This window comes from Pseudomonas marincola, from assembly GCF_900682675.2.
GTDB classification, from domain to species: domain Bacteria; phylum Pseudomonadota; class Gammaproteobacteria; order Pseudomonadales; family Pseudomonadaceae; genus Aquipseudomonas; species Aquipseudomonas marincola.
The window spans coordinates 3813116-3833447 of record NZ_LR215729.2; the positions used below are offsets into that span (position 1 = coordinate 3813116).

Consider the following 20332-nt stretch of genomic DNA (forward strand, 5'->3'; position numbering starts at 1 on the left):
CAGCCTAAAACAAACGATAACTAACCTTTAGGTCTGGACTTAAAAGTCCCTTCAAAAAGTTAGCACGCAGATTGAATACCGTCGAAATTGCGCCTGAAATAAGTCTCAGCCGCAGCAAAACGCCAGCGATTGCAGGCAGAGCTGTCGTTGCAGGCCGTTATAGCGCGGCGAGGGATTCGCTGGTGGCGGAAATGGGCATCACTGTCACCTGAACCTCAGGGTCGTGATTACCACCGCCCAATATCACGCCGTGTAGCGGTGACACATCGGCAAAATCACGCCCCCACGCCAGGGTGATGTGTTCAAGCCCAGGGCAGACATTATTGGTCGGATCGAAATCGACCCAGCCATGCTTCGGGCAGAAAACTGAAACCCATGCATGTGACGCATCAGCGCCAATCAAACGGGCCTGGCCGGGCGGTGGCTGAGTCAACAGATAACCGCTGACATAACGCGCCGCCAAGCCGATGGAGCGTAAGCAGGCGAGCATCAGGTGAGCAAAGTCCTGACAAACACCGCGCCGCGCCTCTAGTACTTCGATCAGCGGAGTCGCCACTTGAGTGGCCACGGCGTCGAAGGTGAACTCGCTGAAAATCTTCTCCATCAACGCCTGAACACCTATCAGCAGCGGCCTGTCTGGCGGGAAGCAGTCCGCGGCGTAATCTGCAAACCGCTGTTTGAGATGCACATAGGGTGACTCGAAACGATAGCGCAGCGCATTCAGCGCCTCACCGGCAAACGGTTGCCCCGAGTACCCCAGCGCAGCGCGTGCCTGCTCCCAAGGTGGCGAGGCCTGTTGATGGACAACCGGACGCGGCAGAACCTCGATGTGCAAGCGCGCCAGAACACTCAGGCTGTCGTGCGGACGCTCGAATACCATGCGGGTTAACGGATTACCAAACACATCTTGCCGCTCGATGCGCTGACACGGCGGCGGACTGACCTGCAACGCCTGACCATGACAAATTTGCCAGGCGCATTCACGCGGCCACAAGTGGGCCAACTGCTGGGCCAGCGAAACGGGTGCCGAATAGCGGTAATGGGTATCGTGGAGGATTTCGTACTGGGCTGAGCGCGTCATGTTGACAGGGTCCGCTTGCTGGCATCGACATGCACAAAGAAACGTAACCCCAGATTATCAGATGCCTGCCCGGCCGCCAGCGCGATGTCATCAAGCAACCCGGCGAGCCCATCCAGCACAGCCTCAATGCTGCTGGCACCGAACAATACGTTTTCCAGCGAGCTCAGCTTGAAGCTGCTCAGTTGCCGCTCAAGCGCAACCAGAGCGCCGTCGTCGCTGTAATCAAAACGCTCACCCAGATAGTCGAGCGAGCGCAACAGATTGCGCAGCTGGAAGATCACGGCATGCGGGTTCTGCTCATCAAGCAACAGCAGATCCAGCACCGGGATCAACTGGGCGAATGCCAGATAGCGGGTGCGATAAGTAATGCTGCTGTTGCCCAATTCCAACAGCCACTCCAGCGCCGACTGATCTTGCGCGGCAGCGTGACGTAAAAAGCCGCTGATGCTCTCCGCCATGAACTGCAGCCGCTCAATAGCGCGACCAATTATCAAGAATCGCCAGCCGTCATCGCGGGTCATGTCGTCCAGGGCGAAACCGGACAAAGCCGCCAGTGACATCAGCAGACCTTCAAGAAAATCCAGTGATTCACCGACATCACCGTTGGGCTTTTGCAGCTCTTGCGCTTCACGTTGCAGCTCAAGCAGCGCCTGCCAATTGGCTTGCGATAACTTGCCGCGCACGCTGCCTGCGGTCCAGATCAGGCGTTGCAGATTGGCCTGCAGGCTCGCTGGCCAATCCGCGCCCAGCAATGCCTCAAACAAGCGCTGCTCAAGGCTTACGAGGTCATCATCTTCTGCCGGCAGCAGCCCCAGCCGCTCACCCAAGCACAGCGCAGCGTCCAGCGCCTGCGGAGCGTCATCATCGACATAACGCCCAAGCATGATGCGCAGCAGTCGCGCGGAATCCTCGCAGCGCGCGCTGTATCGGCCAAACCAGTACAAATTCTCGACCACACGCGATGGCAGGAACGGGTCACTGCGCACCAGATCAGCCGTGCCGACCGGGCGCACGCCCTGCCAGGGTTCGTTACCGGCAACGCGGGCACCCAGCACCCAAGTATCTTTACTGGTGCCGCCACGTTGCATCGACACCACTTCGGCATCGGCATCGGCCGCCACCCGCGTCAAACCACCGGGCATTATGCGATAGCCATCGGCGCTGGCGACCGCAAATACGCGCATGCCGATCGGGCGTGCCTGCAGGTTGGCCGTTTCCTCTTCCCACACCGGAGCCTGCGAGAGCTGCGCCAGTTCGTGGGCGACATACACGTAAGGCCGGGCTTTGAGGCGCGCCATCAGTTCAGCGCGCTTGGCTGCGTCCAGCTCGCCGGGCAATACCGGGGTAAATTTTTGCGAGGGGAAACACGAGCGCAGCACCAGCGATGGCATCTTCTCCAGTGCTTCTTCGAGAACCGGCGGCTCACCGCACCACCAGCTGGCAATGGACGGTAACAGCAGCGGCTCACCTAGCAATTTCTCGCTGATGGCTGGCAAGAATCCGGGCAGCCCGGGCGACTCCAGCACGCCACTGCCCAGCGCATTAGCCACCAACACCCGGCCCTGACGCACCGCTTCAAGCAAACCGGGCACACCCAGCTCGGAATCTGTACGCAGCTCCAGCGGGTCGCAAAAATCATCATCAAGTCGCCGCAACACAGCGTGTACCCGACGCAGACCGGCCAAGGTTTTCAGGTAAACCGTCGCCTCGCGCACCGTGAGGTCACTGCCCTCAACCAGTGGATAACCGAGTTGGCGGGCCAGATACACATGCTCGAAGTAGCTTTCGTTAAACCGCCCAGGCGTCAGTAACACCACCAGCGGCGTCTCATCCTGCGCAGGCGCTTCGCGAGCCAGCGTGTCCTGCAGGTTACGAAAGAAGCTGGCGAGATACTGCACATGCAAATCGCGGTAAAGATCAGGCCAAGCCTTAGAGATAATTTGCCGGTTCTCCAGCGCATAACCCGCGCCAGATGGAGCTTGTGTACGGTCTGCGGTAACCCACCAGCGACCATCGGGAGCGCGCGCTAAATCGACCGCGTAGAAGTGCAGAAAGGTGCCGCCCGGCGGCTTGATGCCCTGACAGGCCCATAAGTAATTGTTGTGACCGAAGATCAATTCGGCCGGCAACAAGCCTTCGGCTATCAGCTCTTGCGGGCCATAAATATCGGCCAAGACCTGATTCAGCAAAGTGGCGCGCTGGGCGACACCGGCGGCGATCTGCTGCCACTCATTGGCAGGAATCAGATTGGGCAACAGGTCCAACTCCCAAGGGCGATCAGCGCCTTCGGGGTCGGCGTAAACGTTGTAAGTAACGCCGTTTTCCTGAATCTGCCGGCTGACCAACGCCTGACGCTGCTGAATCTGCGCGGGCGTGCTGCGCTGCAACTGCTGATACAGCCGCTGCCAATGCTCGCGCACCCGCCCTTTGCTATCCAGCAGTTCGTGGTATGTGCCCGCACTTCGCGGGTAATCAGCTAGCAGGTCAGCCATCAAGGTCTCGGCAGCAAGTCAATCAGCGCTCACCAACACTAAAAGTTAAATGTTCAACTTCGGCGCAGGTCGAGGGTCATTGGCAATTCATTATTAGGGACTTCAGGTTGTACAAACCGCTTGCCGGGACTATGGCCGATACGGAAGAAACGCGCCAGCCTGCGGCTCTCGGCCTCATAAGCGTTGATTGGCAAGGTCTCATAATTGCGCCCTCCGGGATGCGCCACATGGTATTGGCAACCGCCCAGCGAGCGATTCATCCACGTATCGATCAAGTCAAACACCAACGGCGCGTGAACGCCAATGGTCGGCTGCAAGCAGTTCGACGGCTGCCATGCGCGGTAACGCACACCGCCGACAAACTCGCCAACTTTGCCGGTTGGCCGCATCGGCACTGCGCGGCCGTTGCAGGTCAGCACAAAGCGATCAGGCAGCATGCCCGAAACCTTAACCTGCATGCGCTCCAGCGATGAGTCGACATAGCGCACCGCACCACCGGCTGCGCCCTCCTCGCCCAGCACATGCCACGGTTCAAGCGCCTGCCGCAGCTCCAACTCGATGCCCTTGACGTTGAAGTCGCCCGCGCGCGGGAAACGAAACTCCAGATGCGCGGCGAACCATTCCGGGCGCATGCGATAGCCAAAGCAGCTCAGCTCCTGCAGAACATCGGCAAAGTCCTGCTCGACATAATGTGCCAGCAGGAATCGGTCATGCAGCTCAGTGCCCCAGCGCACCAGCTTGGCCGGGGTATAGGGTTCTTTCCAGAAGCGCGCCAGCAATGCGCGGATCAACAGCTGCTGGGCCAGGCTCATTTGTGCATGCGGCGGCATCTCGAATCCGCGCAGCTCAACCAGCCCCAAGCGCCCTGTCGCCGAGTCCGGCGAGTACAGTTTGTCGATGCAAAACTCGGCGCGATGGGTATTACCGGCCACGTCCACCAGCAAGTTGCGCAGCAAACGATCGACCAGCCATGGCGGGCAGTCACGCCCGGGGTCGGGCATTTGCGCGAAGGCTATTTCCAACTCGTACAAGGCATCGTTTCGCGCCTCGTCTACCCGCGGCGCCTGCGACGTCGGGCCAATAAACAAGCCCGAAAACAGGTACGACAGCGACGGATGATTGTGCCAATAGCTGATCAGGCTGCGCAGTACATCCGGACGCCGCAGAAAGGGCGAGTCGGCCGGTGTCGCACCGCCCAGAACAATATGGTTACCGCCGCCAGTGCCAGTGTGACGGCCGTCGATCATGAACTTCTCGCTGCTCAGCCGGCACTGACGCGCAGCCTCATAAAGAAACTCGGTGCGTTCGACCAATTCATCCCAGCTCGACGCCGGATGAATATTCACTTCAATAACGCCTGGATCAGGCGTTATGCGGAAAAACTGCAAGCGCGGATCGTGTGGCGGCTCATAGCCTTCCAGCAATACCGGACAATCCAGCGCTTCGGCCGTCGCTTCAATGGCGCTGACCAGTTGCAGGTAATCTTCCAGCTTGCTCAGCGGCGGCATGAACACATACAGGCGGCCATCACGCGGCTCAACGCACAGCGCGGTGCGCACGATGTTACTTGCCGACTTGCCGCGCACCGGGCGCTCGCAGGTAGAGTTCTGATTGCCCTGCCAGACGCCACGCAACTGCGCGCGCAAGGTGGAGGCGTTTGGCAAAGGCGCAAATTTTTGCGACGGGTCTTCAGGGTTTATGTACGGATAATCCTGTTTACGCACCCAGGGCTGCGACTCAAGCGGCAGGCGATAGCCCAAAGGCGAATCCCCCGGCACCAGCCGGCAATGCTCGCCGCGCAGGAACCAACTGCCGGTCTGCCAACCCACGCCACTATCCAGTCGCGCCAACGGCAGTACGTAGCCGACGACCTTATCGAGGCCCTGCTCGAATACTTTGCGCAGCCGCTCGCGAGCCAGCGGATCTGACAGCTTCGGGTCCTGCGGGGTGACGTTGTCGGGCAACGAGCCTTCTTTCCACAGGTAATACAGCCAGTCTTCATAGGCTGCAAAGGCGTGCTCGCCGGTAATGCCCAAACGCTCGGCAAGTGACGCAACGAACGCGGCAGCTTGCGCTGCGTCTGCGCCGTAATCGGTTTGCTCATCGGCATAGAGCGCCGGGTTGTGCCAGATCGGCTGATGGTCGCGACGCCAGTAACAGTTGAGTGACCAGCGCGGCAATTGCTCACCGGGATACCATTTGCCCTGACCAAAATGCACCAAAGACTGCGGCGCGTAATGCTCACGTAACAGCGTGAACAGATCGCTGGCCAGGCGTCGCTTATTCGGCCCCAATGCGGCGACGTTCCACTCATCGTCATCCGGGTAATCCAGCGCCACAAAGGTCGGCTCGCCGCCCATGGTCAGGCGTACATCCGCACTTAACAGGTCTGCGTCCACCTGTTTGCCCAGCGCATTGATCGCGTTCCATTGTTGCTCGGAATAAGGCTTGGTAACGCGTGGCGCCTCCCAGATACGCTCGACATGCATTTCATGCACAAGCTCGCTGTCGCATTCATCCACGCCGCCGGTAATCGGCGCAGCGGAGGATGGTTCCGGGCTGCAGGCCAATGGGATATGCCCCTCACCGGCAAACAAACCGCTGGTTGCATCCAGCCCAACCCAACCGGCGCCTGGCAGATAAACCTCGCACCAGGCGTGCAAATCGGTGAAATCAACTTCGGTGCCGGAAGGCCCATCAAGCGCTTTGACGTCTGCGCTGAGCTGGATCAGATAACCCGAAACAAACCGTGCGGCTAACCCGAGGTGGCGCAGCAGCTGCACCAGCAGCCAGGCGGAGTCGCGACACGAGCCCGAGCCGTTGCTCAGCGTCTCATCCGGGCTCTGCACGCCCGGCTCCATGCGGATCAGGTAGGCAATATCCGCCGCCACCCGCTGATTGATCGCCACCAGAAAATCGATGCTGGGGGTGGGCGTCAGCTCTATCGCTTGCAAGTACTTGGCAAAGCGCTCGGTGGCCGGCAGTTTGACCCGATACGGTGCAAGCTCGCGCTGCTCGCTGTCGGTGTAATCGAACGGGATTTTCTCGGCGTAAGGCTCAAGGAAAAAGTCGAATGGGTTGAACACCGCCATCTCGGCGACCAGATCAACCTCCACCTTCAATTCGGTGGTCTTCTCGGGAAACACCACACGGGCCAGATAATTGCCCTGTGGATCTTGCTGCCAGTTGATGAAATGCTCACCCGGCTCTACGTTCAAAGAATATGACAGCACACGGGTACGGCTGTGAGCCGCCGGGCGCAGGCGAATAATCTGCGGGCCAAGATTCACCGCACGGTCGTAGCGGTAATGAGTAACGTGGTGCAGCGCAATATGAATCGACACAGCATGCCTCCCGCGAGCCTTGACGATAACCGGACAGCGCAAGAGTTATGCCAGCCGCGTCGCAGCGCGAGATGGCATGCGGGCAGCAACGCGAAAGGCACCAAAACAGCGCACAAACCGGAAGGAACTTCGGGGCACGCACAAAAGCGGCCCCTGTATAGCAATCAGCGCAGGCCAAACTCCCTGGCCCTACATCGCATGTTGTAACCGGCCTCAACTGCTTTACGCCAGCAACTTACCTACTGTGGCGTGCATCCGGTAACATCAGCAGACCGAAATAAGAGACGCCGCATGTATATTTATCGCTTGGTTCTGATTCTGGTGGTGGGAATCTACCTGTTTTCCCCCGCCATCATGGACTGGTGGATCGACCCCAATGGCGCCTGGTATCGGCCTTACTTACTGTGGCTGATCCTGATTGTTGTGACCTTTATTCTGCAGAGTCAGCGTGATGCCGATGAGCTTTAGCATTAGCCAGCTGGTTCTGATCAGCGCCGCCTATCTCCTGACCCTGTTCGGTGTCGCGTGGGTCAGCGAACGCGGCGTTATCCCGCGCTGGATCATTCGCCACCCGATGACCTATATCCTCTCGCTCGGCGTGTATGCCAGCGCGTGGGCGTTCTATGGCACGGTCGGTCTGGCCTATCAATACGGCTACGGCTTTCTGGCCAGTTACCTCGGCGTCTCCGGCGCATTCTTGCTGGCGCCCGTGCTGCTCTATCCGATATTGAAGATAACCCGCACCTATCAGTTGTCGTCACTGGCGGACCTGTTTGCCTTCCGTTTTCGCAGTACCTGGGCCGGCGCGCTCACAACCCTGTTCATGCTGATCGGGGTACTGCCGCTGCTGGCATTACAGATTCAGGCAGTGGCCGACTCGATCGGCATTCTCACCCGTGAGGCCATGCAAGCCAGGGTAGCGGTGGGATATTGCGCCTTGATGATACTGTTCAGCATTCTGTTTGGTGCCCGCCACATTGCCACCCGTGAGAAACACGAAGGCCTGGTTTTCGCCATTGCGTTCGAGTCGGTGGTGAAGCTGGTCGCCCTTGGCGCAATCGGCCTCTACGCGCTGTACAGTGTATTCAATGGCCCGGGCGATCTTGAACACTGGCTGGTGCAAAATCAGGTCGCGCTGAACAGCCTGCACACGCCGCTGCAGGAAGGCCCATGGCGAACCCTGTTGCTGGTGTTCTTTGCCTCGGCGATTGTCATGCCGCACATGTACCACATGACCTTCACCGAAAACCTCAACCCACGCGCAATGATCAGCGCAAGTTGGGGCGTACCACTGTTTCTGCTGCTGATGAGCCTGCCGATACCGCTGATTCTCTGGGCGGGCCTGAAAACGGGGGTAAACATCAGCCCGGAATACTTCACCCTCGGCTTGGGCCTGGCGGTAAACAGCGAAGCACTGGCGATGATCGCCTTCGTCGGCGGTCTGTCCGCCTCAAGCGGCCTGATCATTGTGACCACGCTGGCGCTCTCGGGCATGGTGCTCAATCACGTGGTCCTGCCGATGTATCAGCCACCAGCTGAGGGCAATATCTACCGTTGGTTGAAGTGGACACGCCGCGCCCTGATCTGCGCCATCATTCTCGCGGCTTATGGCTTCTATGCCTTGCTCAAGTCCGAGCAGGATCTGGCAAGCCTGGGCATTGTTGCCTTTGTTGCCACGCTGCAATTTCTGCCGGGCGTGCTCTCTGTGCTGTATTGGCCAACGGCCAACCGACGCGGCTTCATTGCCGGCTTACTTGCTGGCATCGTGGTCTGGTCGCTGGGCATGCTGCTGCCGTTGCTGGGCAACTACGACGGTGTATTCGTCCCGGTTCTGAACATCATCTACATTCTCGATGACGACAGCTGGCACCTTGCAGCCATTGCGTCGCTGGCGGCAAACGTTCTGGTATTCACTCTGGTGTCGGTGTTCACCGATGCCAGTGAAGAGGAAAAAAGCGCCGCAGAAGCCTGTGCCGTCGATAACGTCCGGCGCCCGCAACGTCGCGAACTGGTTGCCCTGTCGCCACAAGAATTCGCCGCACAACTGGCCAAACCACTGGGCGCAAAAACCGCACAGCGCGAGGTTGAACAAGCGCTGCGCGACTTGCACCTACCGTTTGACGAAGGTCGCCCTTATGCACTGCGTCGCCTGCGCGACCGCATTGAAGCCAACCTTTCCGGCCTGATGGGCCCAAGCGTGGCGCAGGATATTGTCGAGACGTTTCTGGCGTACAAGTCCGAGAGCGAAGGCTATGTCACCGAAGACATTCACTTCATTGAAAGCCGCCTTGAGGATTATCACTCGCGCCTGACCGGGCTTGCGGCCGAGCTTGACGCCCTGCGCCGTTATCACCGGCAAACCTTGCAGGAGCTGCCAATGGGCGTTTGCTCACTGGCCAAGGATCAGGAAATCCTCATGTGGAACAAAGCCATGGAGGAACTCACCGAGATCCCAGCTCAACGTGTAGTTGGCTCACGCCTGACCACGCTGGGCGAGCCGTGGCGCAGCCTGCTCGACAGCTTTATCGAGATGCCGGATCAGCACTTACACAAACAACGCCTCACCACCGACGGCCAGAGTCGCTGGCTGAACCTGCACAAGGCGGCGATTGACGAGCCTCTGGCGCCGGGTAACAGCGGCCTGGTGTTACTGGTTGAAGACCTCACCGAAACCCAGCACCTCGAAGACAAGCTGATTCACTCCGAGCGCCTTGCCAGCATTGGCCGGCTGGCGGCTGGCGTGGCCCATGAGATTGGCAACCCGATCACCGGCATCGCCTGTCTGGCGCAAAATCTACGTGAAGAACGCGAAGACGACGGCGAGCTGACCGAAATCAGTCAGCAGATTCTTGAGCAGACCAAGCGGGTAACGCGCATCGTTCACTCGCTGATGAGTTTCGCCCACTCCGGCAGCCATCAACAGGCCGACGAGCCGGTGTGCCTTGCGCAGGTGGCGCAGGATGCAATCGGCCTGCTGTCACTCAACCGCGAAAGCATCGAGGTTCGCTTCTTCAATCTCTGCGACCCGGACCATTGGGCAGATGGCGACCCGCAACGTCTGGCTCAGGTGCTGATCAATCTGTTGTCTAACGCACGCGATGCATCGCCCGGCGGATCTTCAATCCGGGTCAAGACTGAAGCGGGCGAGCACACCGTTGATCTGATTGTCGAAGATGAAGGCAGTGGCATTCCCAAGGCTATAATCGACCGACTTTTCGAGCCTTTTTTCACCACAAAGGACCCAGGAAAAGGCACCGGACTCGGCCTTGCTCTGGTCTATTCCATCGTGGAAGAGCATTATGGACAAATAACAATCGACAGCCCGGTGGACACCGCCACTCAGCGAGGCACCCGAATCAGGGTGACACTGCCACGGCATGTCGAAGCGACGTCAATAGCGACTTGAACCAGCGACACGAGCCTCGAAGCAAAATGCCTCATGCCAGCGTCAAGCCTGCTGAACTTAAACACACCAACAGCCATTGCCTGGCCATTCGGGCAATCGCGGTGCGTCTTCAGCAGCACAAGACACGACCATGCGGTAATTGCATAAGCTCTAGAACGTCGAGAGACTGAATTGATGCCACATATTTTGATCGTCGAAGACGAAACTATTATCCGCTCTGCCCTGCGACGCCTGCTTGAACGTAACCAGTATGAAGTCAGCGAAGCCGGATCGGTGCAAGAAGCGCAAGAACGCTTCAGCATTCCAGGCTTTGACCTCATCGTCAGCGATTTGCGTCTGCCCGGCGCGCCCGGCACCGAACTGATCAAGCTCAGTGAAGGCAAGCCTGTACTGATCATGACCAGCTACGCCAGCCTGCGCTCTGCCGTCGACTCAATGAAAATGGGTGCGGTCGATTACATCGCCAAACCCTTTGATCACGATGAAATGCTCCAGGCCGTTGCGCGCATTCTGCGCGACCACCGGGCAACCAGCGCAGCGCAACCCGAGCGCAGTTCCGCAGAAGGCGCACGCGCCGATGACAAAGCCGCCGACAACCTCAATGGTGACATCGGCATTATTGGCTCGTGCTCGTCGATGCTCGAGATGTACAGCAAAATCCGCAAGGTAGCGCCCACCGATTCCAACGTGCTGATTCAGGGCGAATCCGGCACCGGTAAAGAACTGGTCGCCCGCGCCCTGCACAATCTGTCGCGCCGAGCCAAGGCGCCGCTGATATCAGTCAACTGCGCAGCCATTCCGGAATCCCTCATCGAGTCGGAACTGTTCGGCCACGAGAAAGGCGCCTTCACCGGAGCCAGCGCCGGTCGTGCTGGCTTGGTTGAGGCCGCCGATGGCGGCACCCTGTTCCTCGACGAGATCGGCGAACTGCCGCTTGAAGCGCAAGCCCGCTTGCTGCGGGTACTGCAGGAAGGTGAAATTCGCCGCGTTGGCTCGGTGCAATCACAGAAGGTCGATGTACGCCTGATTGCAGCCACCCACCGCGACCTGAAAACGCTGGCGAAAACCGGCCAGTTCCGCGAAGACCTGTTCTACCGCCTGCACGTCATCGCCTTGAAACTGCCGCCGTTGCGCGAGCGTGGCAGTGACGTAATGGAAATCGCCCTGGCGTTCTTAAGCCGCCAGTCGAAGCGCATCAACCGCGACGACCTGCACTTTGCCCACGACGCCGAACAAGCCATTCGCCAGTATCCGTGGCCCGGCAACGTGCGGGAGCTGGAGAACGCGATTGAGCGGGCAGTGATCCTGTGCGAAAGCGCCGCCATTTCAGCCGAGCTGCTGGGCATCGATGTCGAACTCGACGACCTTGATGACGACGACCCTTACAGCGAAGCGCATAACCCGACAAGCAGCACCAGCATGGAACCGACCGAGGACCTGTCACTGGAAGACTACTTCCAGCACTTCGTTCTCGAGCATCAGGAACACATGACTGAGACCGAGCTTGCACGCAAATTGGGCATCAGCCGTAAATGCCTGTGGGAACGCCGCCAGCGCCTGGGTATTCCGCGCCGCAAATCGGGCACAACCGCGGAGTAGCGCGTGTGCGCCCAGCGGCGTGAGGTTGTTACCCCACGCCAGAGCAGGTAACAGAAGCCGGGACTTACGGTAACGTAACCCCGGCTTTTTCATGTTCGAAGAAAATGCAAAATCTCTAAACCATTGATTTTAAAGCACTTTTAAAAGTTGGCACGGCATCTGCTTTCTTTAGGGCACAACAACAATAACAAGCAGCAAAAAAATAATAAAAATAAGACGTATCGACTCCATAACAACAAAAACAACAAGCCGGAGGCGCAGCTAACTGATTCTTTTGGAGAGGACATGTTTTTGGGATTGACCCCACAACCGGACTGAGAACAATAAAACTGCTTATAAGCAGCGCCCGAACTGGTTGGATCACTGGATGATCATTGCAATGTCAGCGTCCAAACAAATCCGTTTGCTATTAATCCTCTCATTGAGAGGTTTTCCACAGGTCGCAGACCTGATGGAACGGGTAAATTTACAAAAACAACAAGCCCGCAATAATAACAATAAAGAATGTAACTACTTGAAGGGGAGCTTAGGCTCCCCTTGTAGTTTCCGCTCGGTTAATCCCCGCCTGATTTCTTTCCGTCCTACACGATTGCCCCACTCAATGCTAGAATCCGCGCCATCCTTGCGGTCATCATTGAAACTGGCCGGCCATTTCGTCAAACAGTGCACCCCATGCTGAAAAAGCTGTTCAAGTCATTTCGCACACCGTTGCGTCGCAATAAGCACTCGCACAGTACCCCCGAGGTGCTGACGAGCCACCAGCACCCGATCAAGCGCGGGCAGATCAGTCGCTATGCCGTGAGCATTGTCGAGCGCCTGCAAAATGCCGGTTATCAGGCTTATCTGGTGGGTGGCTGCGTACGCGACCTGTTGCTCGATATCGACCCGAAAGACTTCGATGTCGCCACCAGTGCAACCCCCGAACAAGTCAAAGCCGAGTTCCGCAATGCGCGAATCATTGGCCGACGCTTTCGTCTGGTGCATGTGCACTTTGGCCGCGAAATCATTGAGGTTGCAACGTTCCGCGCCAATCACCCGCAGGGCGATGAGCCGCAAAACAGCAACCAGTCTTCGCGCAACGAGAGCGGCCGAATTCTGCGGGACAATGTCTACGGTAATCTGGAAGACGATGCCCAGCGTCGCGACTTCACGATTAACGCGCTGTATTACGACCCGGTCAGCGAACGCATTCTCGACTACGCCAATGGCGCGCACGATATTCGCAACAACCTGATCCGCCTGATTGGCGACCCGACCCAGCGTTACCAGGAAGACCCGGTGCGGATGCTGCGGGCGGTGCGTTTTGCTGCCAAGCTGGATTTCGACATCGAGAAGCACACCGCGGCGCCGATCTACACCTTGGCGCCAATGCTGGGTGAAATTCCTTCTGCGCGCCTGTTTGAAGAAGTTCTCAAGTTGTTCCTCGCCGGTTACGCGGTATTCACCTACGACTTGCTGGTTGATTACGGCCTGCTTGAGCAGCTGTTCCCGGCCACCGCCAAGGCGCTGCGTGACAACCCGGACTACACCGACGACTTGATTCACAATGCGCTGAGCAACACCGACCTGCGCATCCAGCAGAACAAACCGGTCACGCCGGCGTTCCTGTTTGCCGCACTGCTCTGGCCTGCTCTACCGGCCCGCGTGCTGAAACTTCAGGAACGCGGCATGCCTGCGATTCCGGCCATGCAGGAAGCAGCGCATGACCTGATCAACGAGCAATGCCAACGCATCGCCATTCCCAAGCGTTTCACCATGCCGATTCGCGAGATCTGGGACATGCAGGAACGCCTGCCCCGGCGCAGCGGCAAGCGTGCCGATCAGCTCCTTGAGAATCCACGCTTCCGCGCTGGTTATGATTTCCTGCTGCTGCGCGAGAGCGCCGGTGAGGAAACCAACGGCCTTGGCGACTGGTGGACGCTTTATCAGGAAGCCAGTGACAGCGAGCGGCGCAATATGATTCGCGACCTGAGCTCGTCTAAAGATGACTCGGCGCCGCGTAAACGCCGGCGTGGCGGCAACAAGCGCAAGCGCAGCCCGTCTGGCGAAGGCGCTGGCAACGAATAATGGCCCGGGTATTTATCGGCCTCGGCAGTAACCTGGCCGAGCCCCTTGTGCAATTACGCGGCGCGCTGAATGCCATCGCCGCGCTGCCCGGGACACGCCTGCAAAACACCTCGTCGTTTTACTCAAGCGACCCACTCGGCCCGCAAGACCAGCCGCGTTATGTCAACGCCGTCGCCGAGATAGAAACCAGCCTGCAACCTTTGCAAGTACTTGATGCCCTGCAGGCCATCGAACTTGACCAGGGCCGCGTACGCAAAGCCGAGCGCTGGGGCCCGCGCACCCTCGATCTGGATATTCTGCTGTTCGATAGCCAGCGCATTGATCTGCCGCGCCTGACCGTGCCGCATTACCACATGCATGCCCGCGCGTTCGTGCTCTACCCGTTAGCCGAAATAGCCCCCGACCTTGTGTTACCTGACGGGCGCAGCCTCAATGATTTATTGGCGGCCTGCCCCTTCACAGGTCTTGAGCGGCTGGCGTCAGCCCCGCACTGAATCCGTTACCTTGCAGCCCCGATGGGCGTGGGCTCTGAGCCGATACACCGGACACAATTAAACCTATAATTCGCCCACCAGATACGCATGGGTGCACCCGCTAGTAACAAGACGGTAACACCTGCAATTGACTTCATGCCCGCCCATCTGGACTATAGGCGTCCCGTTGCCAAGCACCGGTGAGAACCGAGGCCAATGCAGGCCAATATGGAGCTGTTCAACAGCCTACTGAATGCCTGAGTGAGGACCATTTTCATGCCTGATATAACCCTAACAACTCTGCAAAATCTCAAGCAGAGTGGCGAGAAGATCGCCATGCTGACCGCCTATGACGCCACCTTTGCGCACGTCGCATGCCAGGCAGGCGTTGAAATTCTGCTGGTGGGTGACTCACTGGGCATGGTCCTGCAGGGACATGACAGCACCCTGCCTGTCAGTGTCAGCGATATGGCCTATCACGTCGCCTGCGTCAAACGCGGCAATCAGGGCGCACTGATTCTGGCCGACCTGCCTTTCATGGCGTATGCCACCACCGAGCAGGCGCTGGTTAACAGCGCGGCGGTAATGCAGGCTGGCGCGCACATGGTCAAACTTGAAGGTTCGGCATGGCTTGCAGAGCCCATTGCCCGTTTGGCCGAGCGCGGCGTGCCGGTATGCGCGCACCTGGGCCTTACACCGCAGGCGGTGAATGTGCTTGGCGGCTACAAAGTTCAAGGCCGCCATGAAGCACAGGCGCGTCAGATGCGCGCGGATGCCATCGCCCTTGAGCAGGCCGGTGCGGCCATGTTGCTGCTTGAGTGCGTGCCAAGCGAGCTGGCTGAAGAAATTACCCAGGCAGTGAAAATTCCGGTTATCGGCATTGGGGCAGGCGCCGCAACAGACGGTCAGGTACTGGTCATGCACGACATGCTCGGCATGTCGCTCAGTGGCCGCTCACCGAAGTTTGTGAAGAACTTCATGGAAGGTCAGAGCAGCATTCAGGCCGCGATGAGCGCCTATGTGGCCGCCGTCAAAGATCAAAGCTTCCCAGCAGCCGAACACGGATTCTCTGCATGAACACGGTTAAAACCGTCAACGAACTACGTGCGGCCATCGCCCAGGCGCGCGCGCAAGGTAAAACAATTGGCTTTGTGCCAACCATGGGCAATCTGCATGCAGGGCACATCGCACTGGTCGAGCGTGCCGCGCAGAATGCAGACTTTGTAGTGGCGAGCATTTTCGTCAACCCGCTGCAATTTGGCCCATCAGAAGATCTCGATAAATACCCGCGCACGCTTCGTGACGACCAGCAAAAGCTGGTAGATGCGGGTTGTCATCTGCTGTTTCATCCCGGCGTCGAAGACATGTACCCGCATGGCATGGACAGCCAGACTCGCGTCAGCGTGTCGGGCGTTACTGAGGGCCTGTGTGGCGCCAGCCGTCCCGGTCACTTCGAAGGCGTAGCTACCGTTGTCAGCAAGTTGCTGAACATGGTGCAACCGGATATCGCTGTGTTTGGCCAGAAGGATTACCAGCAACTCGCGGTCATCCGCATGCTGGTTCGCGATCTCAATATGCAGGTTGAAATTATCGGCGCACCCACTGTCCGTGCTGCCGACGGCCTGGCACTGTCATCGCGTAATGGTTTTCTCAGCGACCAGCAACGCGCCGCAGCCCCGGCGCTTTATCGCTCGCTGCAGCAAATTGCCGAAGCGCTGAAGGCTGGCGAGAACAACTTTGCCGCGTTGATCCAAACGGCCCAGCAGGCGCAGCTGGATGCGGGCTTTCGCCCTGACTACCTGGAAATCCGCGAAGCTTACAGCCTGCGACCAGCAACCGCTGAAGACCGCCATCTGGTCATTTTGCTGGCGGCCTTTGCCGGCACAACTCGTTTGATCGATAACCTCGTCGTTGAACGTTAGACCGCCAAACAGCCTCTTATAACAATCGCTATCGCCATGCAGCACGTGCAGGTCCGGTTTCACTGGCCTGCACAAATGCACTAAGGTAGCGGTGATAACAATGTTGGCAGCGCGACTGCCTTTAGCCCCATTAGCAAGAGGAAGCCTTACGTCATGGCGTATTACGAGCATCCGCAGGATGTCACCACCCTTCCCGCCTGGCAGGCTTTAACCCGGCACCGAGAAGCCATGCAGTCTTTCAGCATGCGCGATGCATTCAGCTCGGACAGCCAACGTTTCGACACATTCTCACTGAGCAGTTGCGGCCTGTTTCTCGACTACTCGAAAAACCTGATGACCGCCGAAACCCGCGACCTGCTGATGCAGCTGGCGCGTGAGTGCGGCCTGCAGGACGCCATTGAAGCGATGTACGCTGGCGAGCACCTCAACGCCTCAGAGAACCGCCCCGCGTTGCACACAGCCCTGCGCCGCCCGATTGGCGACAAGGTGCTGGTTGATGGCGAAGATGTCATGCCTGAGGTGCAGCAGGTTCTCAACAAAATGACCGCACTGGTCGGCAGCGTGCATGACGGCCTGTGGCGCGGCTACACCGAAAAGCCGATCACCGATGTGGTCAACATTGGTATCGGTGGCTCATTCCTCGGCCCGCAACTGGTCTCCGAAGCGCTGTTGCCGTTCGCCCAGCGCGGCGTGCGTTGTCATTACCTGGCCAACATTGACGGCAGCTCCTTCCATGAACTCTCGGCCAAACTGCGCGCTGAAACCACGCTGTTTATCGTCTCGTCGAAATCCTTCAGCACCCTGGAAACCCTGAAAAACGCGCAGGCGGCCCGCCGCTGGTATCTCGCTCAGGGCGGCACTGAAGCAGAGCTGTATCGCCACTTTATTGCGGTTTCCAGCAACAAGCCGGCGGCCATGGCCTTCGGGATTCGTGAAGACAACATCTTCCCGATGTGGGACTGGGTTGGCGGCCGTTACTCGCTGTGGTCGGCGATCGGTCTGCCGATTGCCATGACCATTGGCATGTCCAACTTCAAAGAGCTGTTGTCCGGCGCCTACAGCATGGACAAGCACTTCCAGACCGCTCTTTTTGAAGAAAACATGCCGGTGTTGATGGCAATGCTGGGCATCTGGTATGGCAATTTCTGGGACGCACAAAGCCAGGCGATCCTGCCGTACGACCATTACCTGCGCAATATAACCAAGCACTTGCAGCAGTTGGACATGGAGTCCAACGGCAAGCGCGTGATGCAGAACGGCCAACCGGTAAACTGCGACACCGGACCGGTCATCTGGGGCGGCGTGGGCTGTAACGGCCAGCATGCTTACCACCAGTTATTGCATCAGGGCACGCAAATGATTCCGGCTGACTTCATTGTGCCGGTGGTCAGTTATAATCCGGTGGAAGACCATCACCAGTGGCTGTACGCCAACTGCCTGTCGCAGAGCCAAGCGTTGATGCTCGGCAAATGCCGCAATGAAGCCGAAGCTGAACTGCGCAAGCAAGGCCTCAGCGAAGACCAAGTGCAGTACCTCGCGCCGCACAAGATGATCCCGGGTAACCGCCCGAGCAACACGCTGGTACTTGAACGCATCAGCCCGCGCCGTCTGGGTGCGCTGGTGGCGCTTTATGAGCACAAGGTTTTTACCCAGAGCGTGATCTGGGGTATCAACGCATTCGACCAGTGGGGCGTCGAGCTCGGCAAGGAACTGGGCAAAGGCGTTTACTCGCGTCTTACCGGCGCTGAAGCAAGCACCGCGGAAGATCAGTCTACCCAAGGTTTGATCGAGTTTTTCCGCGCCCGTCACCGCGGCTAATCGCCTGCCCAAGTGGCACCTGCCCGGCAATCGGGCAGGTTGCCAGCTCCAGTTTTCCCCTCCTCTTGCCCCGACAGCCGGGCGGCCAATACTTGAACCTGAGCCGCCTCGGGTCCACCCTGTAAACATCGCGGACAAACAACTACAAAGGACCCGCCATGTTTGAGATTACTCGTCACCCGGTTGCCGAAGCCGTCCGGCAACGTGCGCACCTCAACGACGGTGACTATCAACGCTTGTATCGTCAGTCTGTCGAGCAGCCCGAAGCCTTCTGGGCCGAACAGGCCAAGCAGTTTCTCGACTGGTTTACGCCATGGCAGAGCGTGCACCACGTGGATATGCGCAAAGGTCACGCGACCTGGTTCAAGGGCGGCAAGCTCAATGTCAGTTACAACTGCATAGACCGCCATCTGCAACAGCGCGGCGAGCAGATTGCCTTTATCTGGGAAGGCGATGATCCCAGCGAATCCGCGCACATCACCTACAACAAGCTGCATCACCATGTGTGCCGACTGGCCAACGTGCTGAAAGAACGCGGCGTCGAGAAAGGTGATCGCGTGTGTATTTACATGCCCATGATTCCCGAGGCCGCCTACGCCATGCTCGCATGTACCCGCATCGGCGCCGTGCACTCTGTAGTCTTTGGCGGTTTCTCGCCAGACGCCCTGCGCGACCGGATTCTCGATTGTGACTGCAAAATGGTAATCACCGCAGACGAAGGCGTGCGCGGCGGCAAATACATTCAGCTCAAGGCCAACGTCGACAAGGCGCTGCAGAGCTGCCCGAAGGTCGACACCGTGGTGGTGGTTCAACGCACCGAGGGCAAGATCGACTGGCAAAGCGGCCGTGACATCTGGTACCACGAAGCCGTACACGCAGTTGAGGCTGATTGCGCGCCAGAACCGATGGACGCCGAAGATCCGTTGTTCATCCTCTACACCTCGGGCAGCACCGGCAAACCCAAGGGCGTTCTGCACACCACCGGTGGTTACCTGCTGCAAGCGGCGATGACGCACAAATACGTGTTCGACTATCACGACGACGATGTCTATTGGTGCAGCGCAGACGTCGGCTGGGTCACGGGCCACAGTTACATCGTCTACGGCCCGCTGGCCAATGGCGCCACCAGCCTGATTTTTGAAGGGGTGCCGAATTATCCGGACGCTTCGCGCTTCTGGCAGGTGGTCGACAAGCATCAGGTGAATATTTTCTATACCGCGCCGACGGCCTTGCGCGCCCTCATGCGCGAAGGCGATGGACCCGTAAAAAGTACCTCGCGCAGCAGCTTGCGCCTGCTTGGCAGCGTTGGCGAGCCGATCAACCCGGAAGCCTGGGAATGGTATTTCAATGTGGTCGGCGATAAACGCTGCCCGATTGTCGACACCTGGTGGCAGACCGAAACCGGCGCCATCATGATCACCCCGCTGCCCGGTGCAACCGAACTCAAGCCCGGCTCGGCCACCCGTCCATTCTTCGGCGTGCAGCCAGTTTTGCTGGATGAGCAAGGCAAGGAAATCGACGGCGTCGGCAGCGGCGTACTGGCGATGAAGGCCAGTTGGCCAAGCCAGATTCGCAGCGTTTACGGTGATCATCAGCGCATGATCGACACCTACTTCAGCGCCTATCCCGGCTATTACTTCAGCGGCGACGGGGCGCGACGCGACGAAGACGGCTATTACTGGATTACTGGCCGCGTCGATGATGTGCTCAACGTCTCCGGCCATCGCATCGGCACGGCAGAAGTCGAGAGCGCTCTGGTGCTGCATGATGCCGTTGCCGAGGCTGCCGTCGTGGGTTATCCACATGACCTCAAAGGCCAGGGCATATATGCCTTCGTCACCCCCATGCGCGGCGTCGAGCCCACGGAAGCACTACAGCAGGAACTGCTGGCGCTGGTCAGCAAGGAAATCGGCAGCTTTGCCAAACCGGATCTGGTGCAGTGGGCTCAGGCGCTGCCGAAAACCCGCTCAGGCAAGATCATGCGGCGTATTCTGCGCAAGATTGCCTGCAACGAACTCGACACGCTGGGGGACACCTCAACGCTGGCAGATCCAAGCGTAGTCGACGGGCTGATCGACTCACGCCTGAATCAATAACAGCCGTACAGCCAAGGGTGCGGGACGCACTCCC

The 20332-nt window shown here is 58.7% G+C and carries 12 protein-coding genes; 9 read left to right on the top strand and 3 right to left on the bottom strand.

What is annotated here, in order from left to right; translation table 11 throughout:
- Positions 1-157 precede the first annotated feature (157 nt).
- From PMYSY11_RS17650 to PMYSY11_RS17660, 3 genes are read right to left on the bottom strand one after another with little or no spacing between them, the layout of a single operon-like run.
- Complete coding sequence (locus tag PMYSY11_RS17650) at positions 158-1081, bottom strand: transglutaminase family protein (RefSeq protein WP_150547596.1); 924 nt, start codon at positions 1079-1081, stop codon at positions 158-160.
- Entirely contained in the window at positions 1078-3573 is a 2496-nt protein-coding gene (locus PMYSY11_RS17655) for a circularly permuted type 2 ATP-grasp protein (protein ID WP_150547597.1), read from the bottom strand. Before PMYSY11_RS17655 ends, PMYSY11_RS17650 begins: the two co-directional genes overlap by 4 nt.
- Positions 3574-3626: 53 nt before the next feature.
- Positions 3627-6917, bottom strand: coding sequence for a transglutaminase family protein (locus tag PMYSY11_RS17660; protein ID WP_150547598.1), 3291 nt, complete (start codon positions 6915-6917; stop codon positions 3627-3629).
- A gap of 291 nt (positions 6918-7208) precedes the next feature.
- On the opposite strand from PMYSY11_RS17660, the gene PMYSY11_RS17665 reads away from it, so the two are divergent.
- The 9 genes from PMYSY11_RS17665 (at position 7209) to acs (ending at position 20298) form a co-directional block, all read left to right on the top strand.
- On the top strand, positions 7209-7385 hold the full coding sequence (locus tag PMYSY11_RS17665; RefSeq protein WP_003244646.1) for a hypothetical protein: 177 nt from the start codon (positions 7209-7211) through the stop codon (positions 7383-7385).
- On the top strand, positions 7369-10323 hold the full coding sequence (locus PMYSY11_RS17670) for a sensor histidine kinase (RefSeq protein ID WP_170860635.1): 2955 nt from the start codon (positions 7369-7371) through the stop codon (positions 10321-10323). The genes PMYSY11_RS17665 and PMYSY11_RS17670 overlap by 17 nt, the downstream gene beginning before the upstream one ends.
- A gap of 174 nt (positions 10324-10497) precedes the next feature.
- Positions 10498-11922 (top strand): sigma-54-dependent transcriptional regulator, encoded by a 1425-nt coding sequence (locus tag PMYSY11_RS17675; protein ID WP_069897954.1) that lies wholly within the window; start codon positions 10498-10500, stop codon positions 11920-11922.
- 672 nt (positions 11923-12594) lie between these two features.
- Positions 12595-13989 (top strand): polynucleotide adenylyltransferase PcnB, encoded by a 1395-nt coding sequence (locus PMYSY11_RS17680; protein ID WP_069897955.1) that lies wholly within the window; start codon positions 12595-12597, stop codon positions 13987-13989.
- Positions 13989-14483 (top strand): 2-amino-4-hydroxy-6-hydroxymethyldihydropteridine diphosphokinase, encoded by a 495-nt coding sequence (gene folK / locus PMYSY11_RS17685; RefSeq protein WP_150547599.1) that lies wholly within the window; start codon positions 13989-13991, stop codon positions 14481-14483. The genes PMYSY11_RS17680 and folK overlap by 1 nt, the downstream gene beginning before the upstream one ends.
- A gap of 255 nt (positions 14484-14738) precedes the next feature.
- Complete coding sequence (gene panB, locus PMYSY11_RS17690) at positions 14739-15539, top strand: 3-methyl-2-oxobutanoate hydroxymethyltransferase (protein WP_069897957.1); 801 nt, start codon at positions 14739-14741, stop codon at positions 15537-15539.
- The gene (gene panC, locus PMYSY11_RS17695) at positions 15536-16384 is read left to right on the top strand and encodes a pantoate--beta-alanine ligase (protein WP_150547600.1); all 849 of its coding nucleotides are present in this window, start codon (positions 15536-15538) and stop codon (positions 16382-16384) included. Before panB ends, panC begins: the two co-directional genes overlap by 4 nt.
- Before the next feature lie 153 nt (positions 16385-16537).
- Positions 16538-18202, top strand: coding sequence for a glucose-6-phosphate isomerase (pgi, locus tag PMYSY11_RS17700; RefSeq protein WP_150547601.1), 1665 nt, complete (start codon positions 16538-16540; stop codon positions 18200-18202).
- A 158-nt stretch (positions 18203-18360) separates the two neighbouring features.
- Positions 18361-20298, top strand: a complete 1938-nt coding sequence (gene acs, locus PMYSY11_RS17705; protein WP_150547602.1) for an acetate--CoA ligase — start codon at positions 18361-18363, stop codon at positions 20296-20298.
- Positions 20299-20332: the final 34 nt, after the last annotated feature.

Coding starts and splice junctions, on each gene's coding strand:
- acs (WP_150547602.1), top strand. CDS start 18,361: ATGTTTGAGATTACTCGTCACCCGGTTGCCGAAGCCGTCCGGCAACGT.
- folK (WP_150547599.1), top strand. CDS start 13,989: ATGGCCCGGGTATTTATCGGCCTCGGCAGTAACCTGGCCGAGCCCCTT.
- panB (WP_069897957.1), top strand. CDS start 14,739: ATGCCTGATATAACCCTAACAACTCTGCAAAATCTCAAGCAGAGTGGC.
- PMYSY11_RS17675 (WP_069897954.1), top strand. CDS start 10,498: ATGCCACATATTTTGATCGTCGAAGACGAAACTATTATCCGCTCTGCC.
- PMYSY11_RS17680 (WP_069897955.1), top strand. CDS start 12,595: ATGCTGAAAAAGCTGTTCAAGTCATTTCGCACACCGTTGCGTCGCAAT.
- PMYSY11_RS17655 (WP_150547597.1), bottom strand. CDS start 3,573: ATGGCTGACCTGCTAGCTGATTACCCGCGAAGTGCGGGCACATACCAC.
- panC (WP_150547600.1), top strand. CDS start 15,536: ATGAACACGGTTAAAACCGTCAACGAACTACGTGCGGCCATCGCCCAG.
- PMYSY11_RS17650 (WP_150547596.1), bottom strand. CDS start 1,081: ATGACGCGCTCAGCCCAGTACGAAATCCTCCACGATACCCATTACCGC.
- PMYSY11_RS17670 (WP_170860635.1), top strand. CDS start 7,369: ATGCCGATGAGCTTTAGCATTAGCCAGCTGGTTCTGATCAGCGCCGCC.
- pgi (WP_150547601.1), top strand. CDS start 16,538: ATGGCGTATTACGAGCATCCGCAGGATGTCACCACCCTTCCCGCCTGG.
- PMYSY11_RS17665 (WP_003244646.1), top strand. CDS start 7,209: ATGTATATTTATCGCTTGGTTCTGATTCTGGTGGTGGGAATCTACCTG.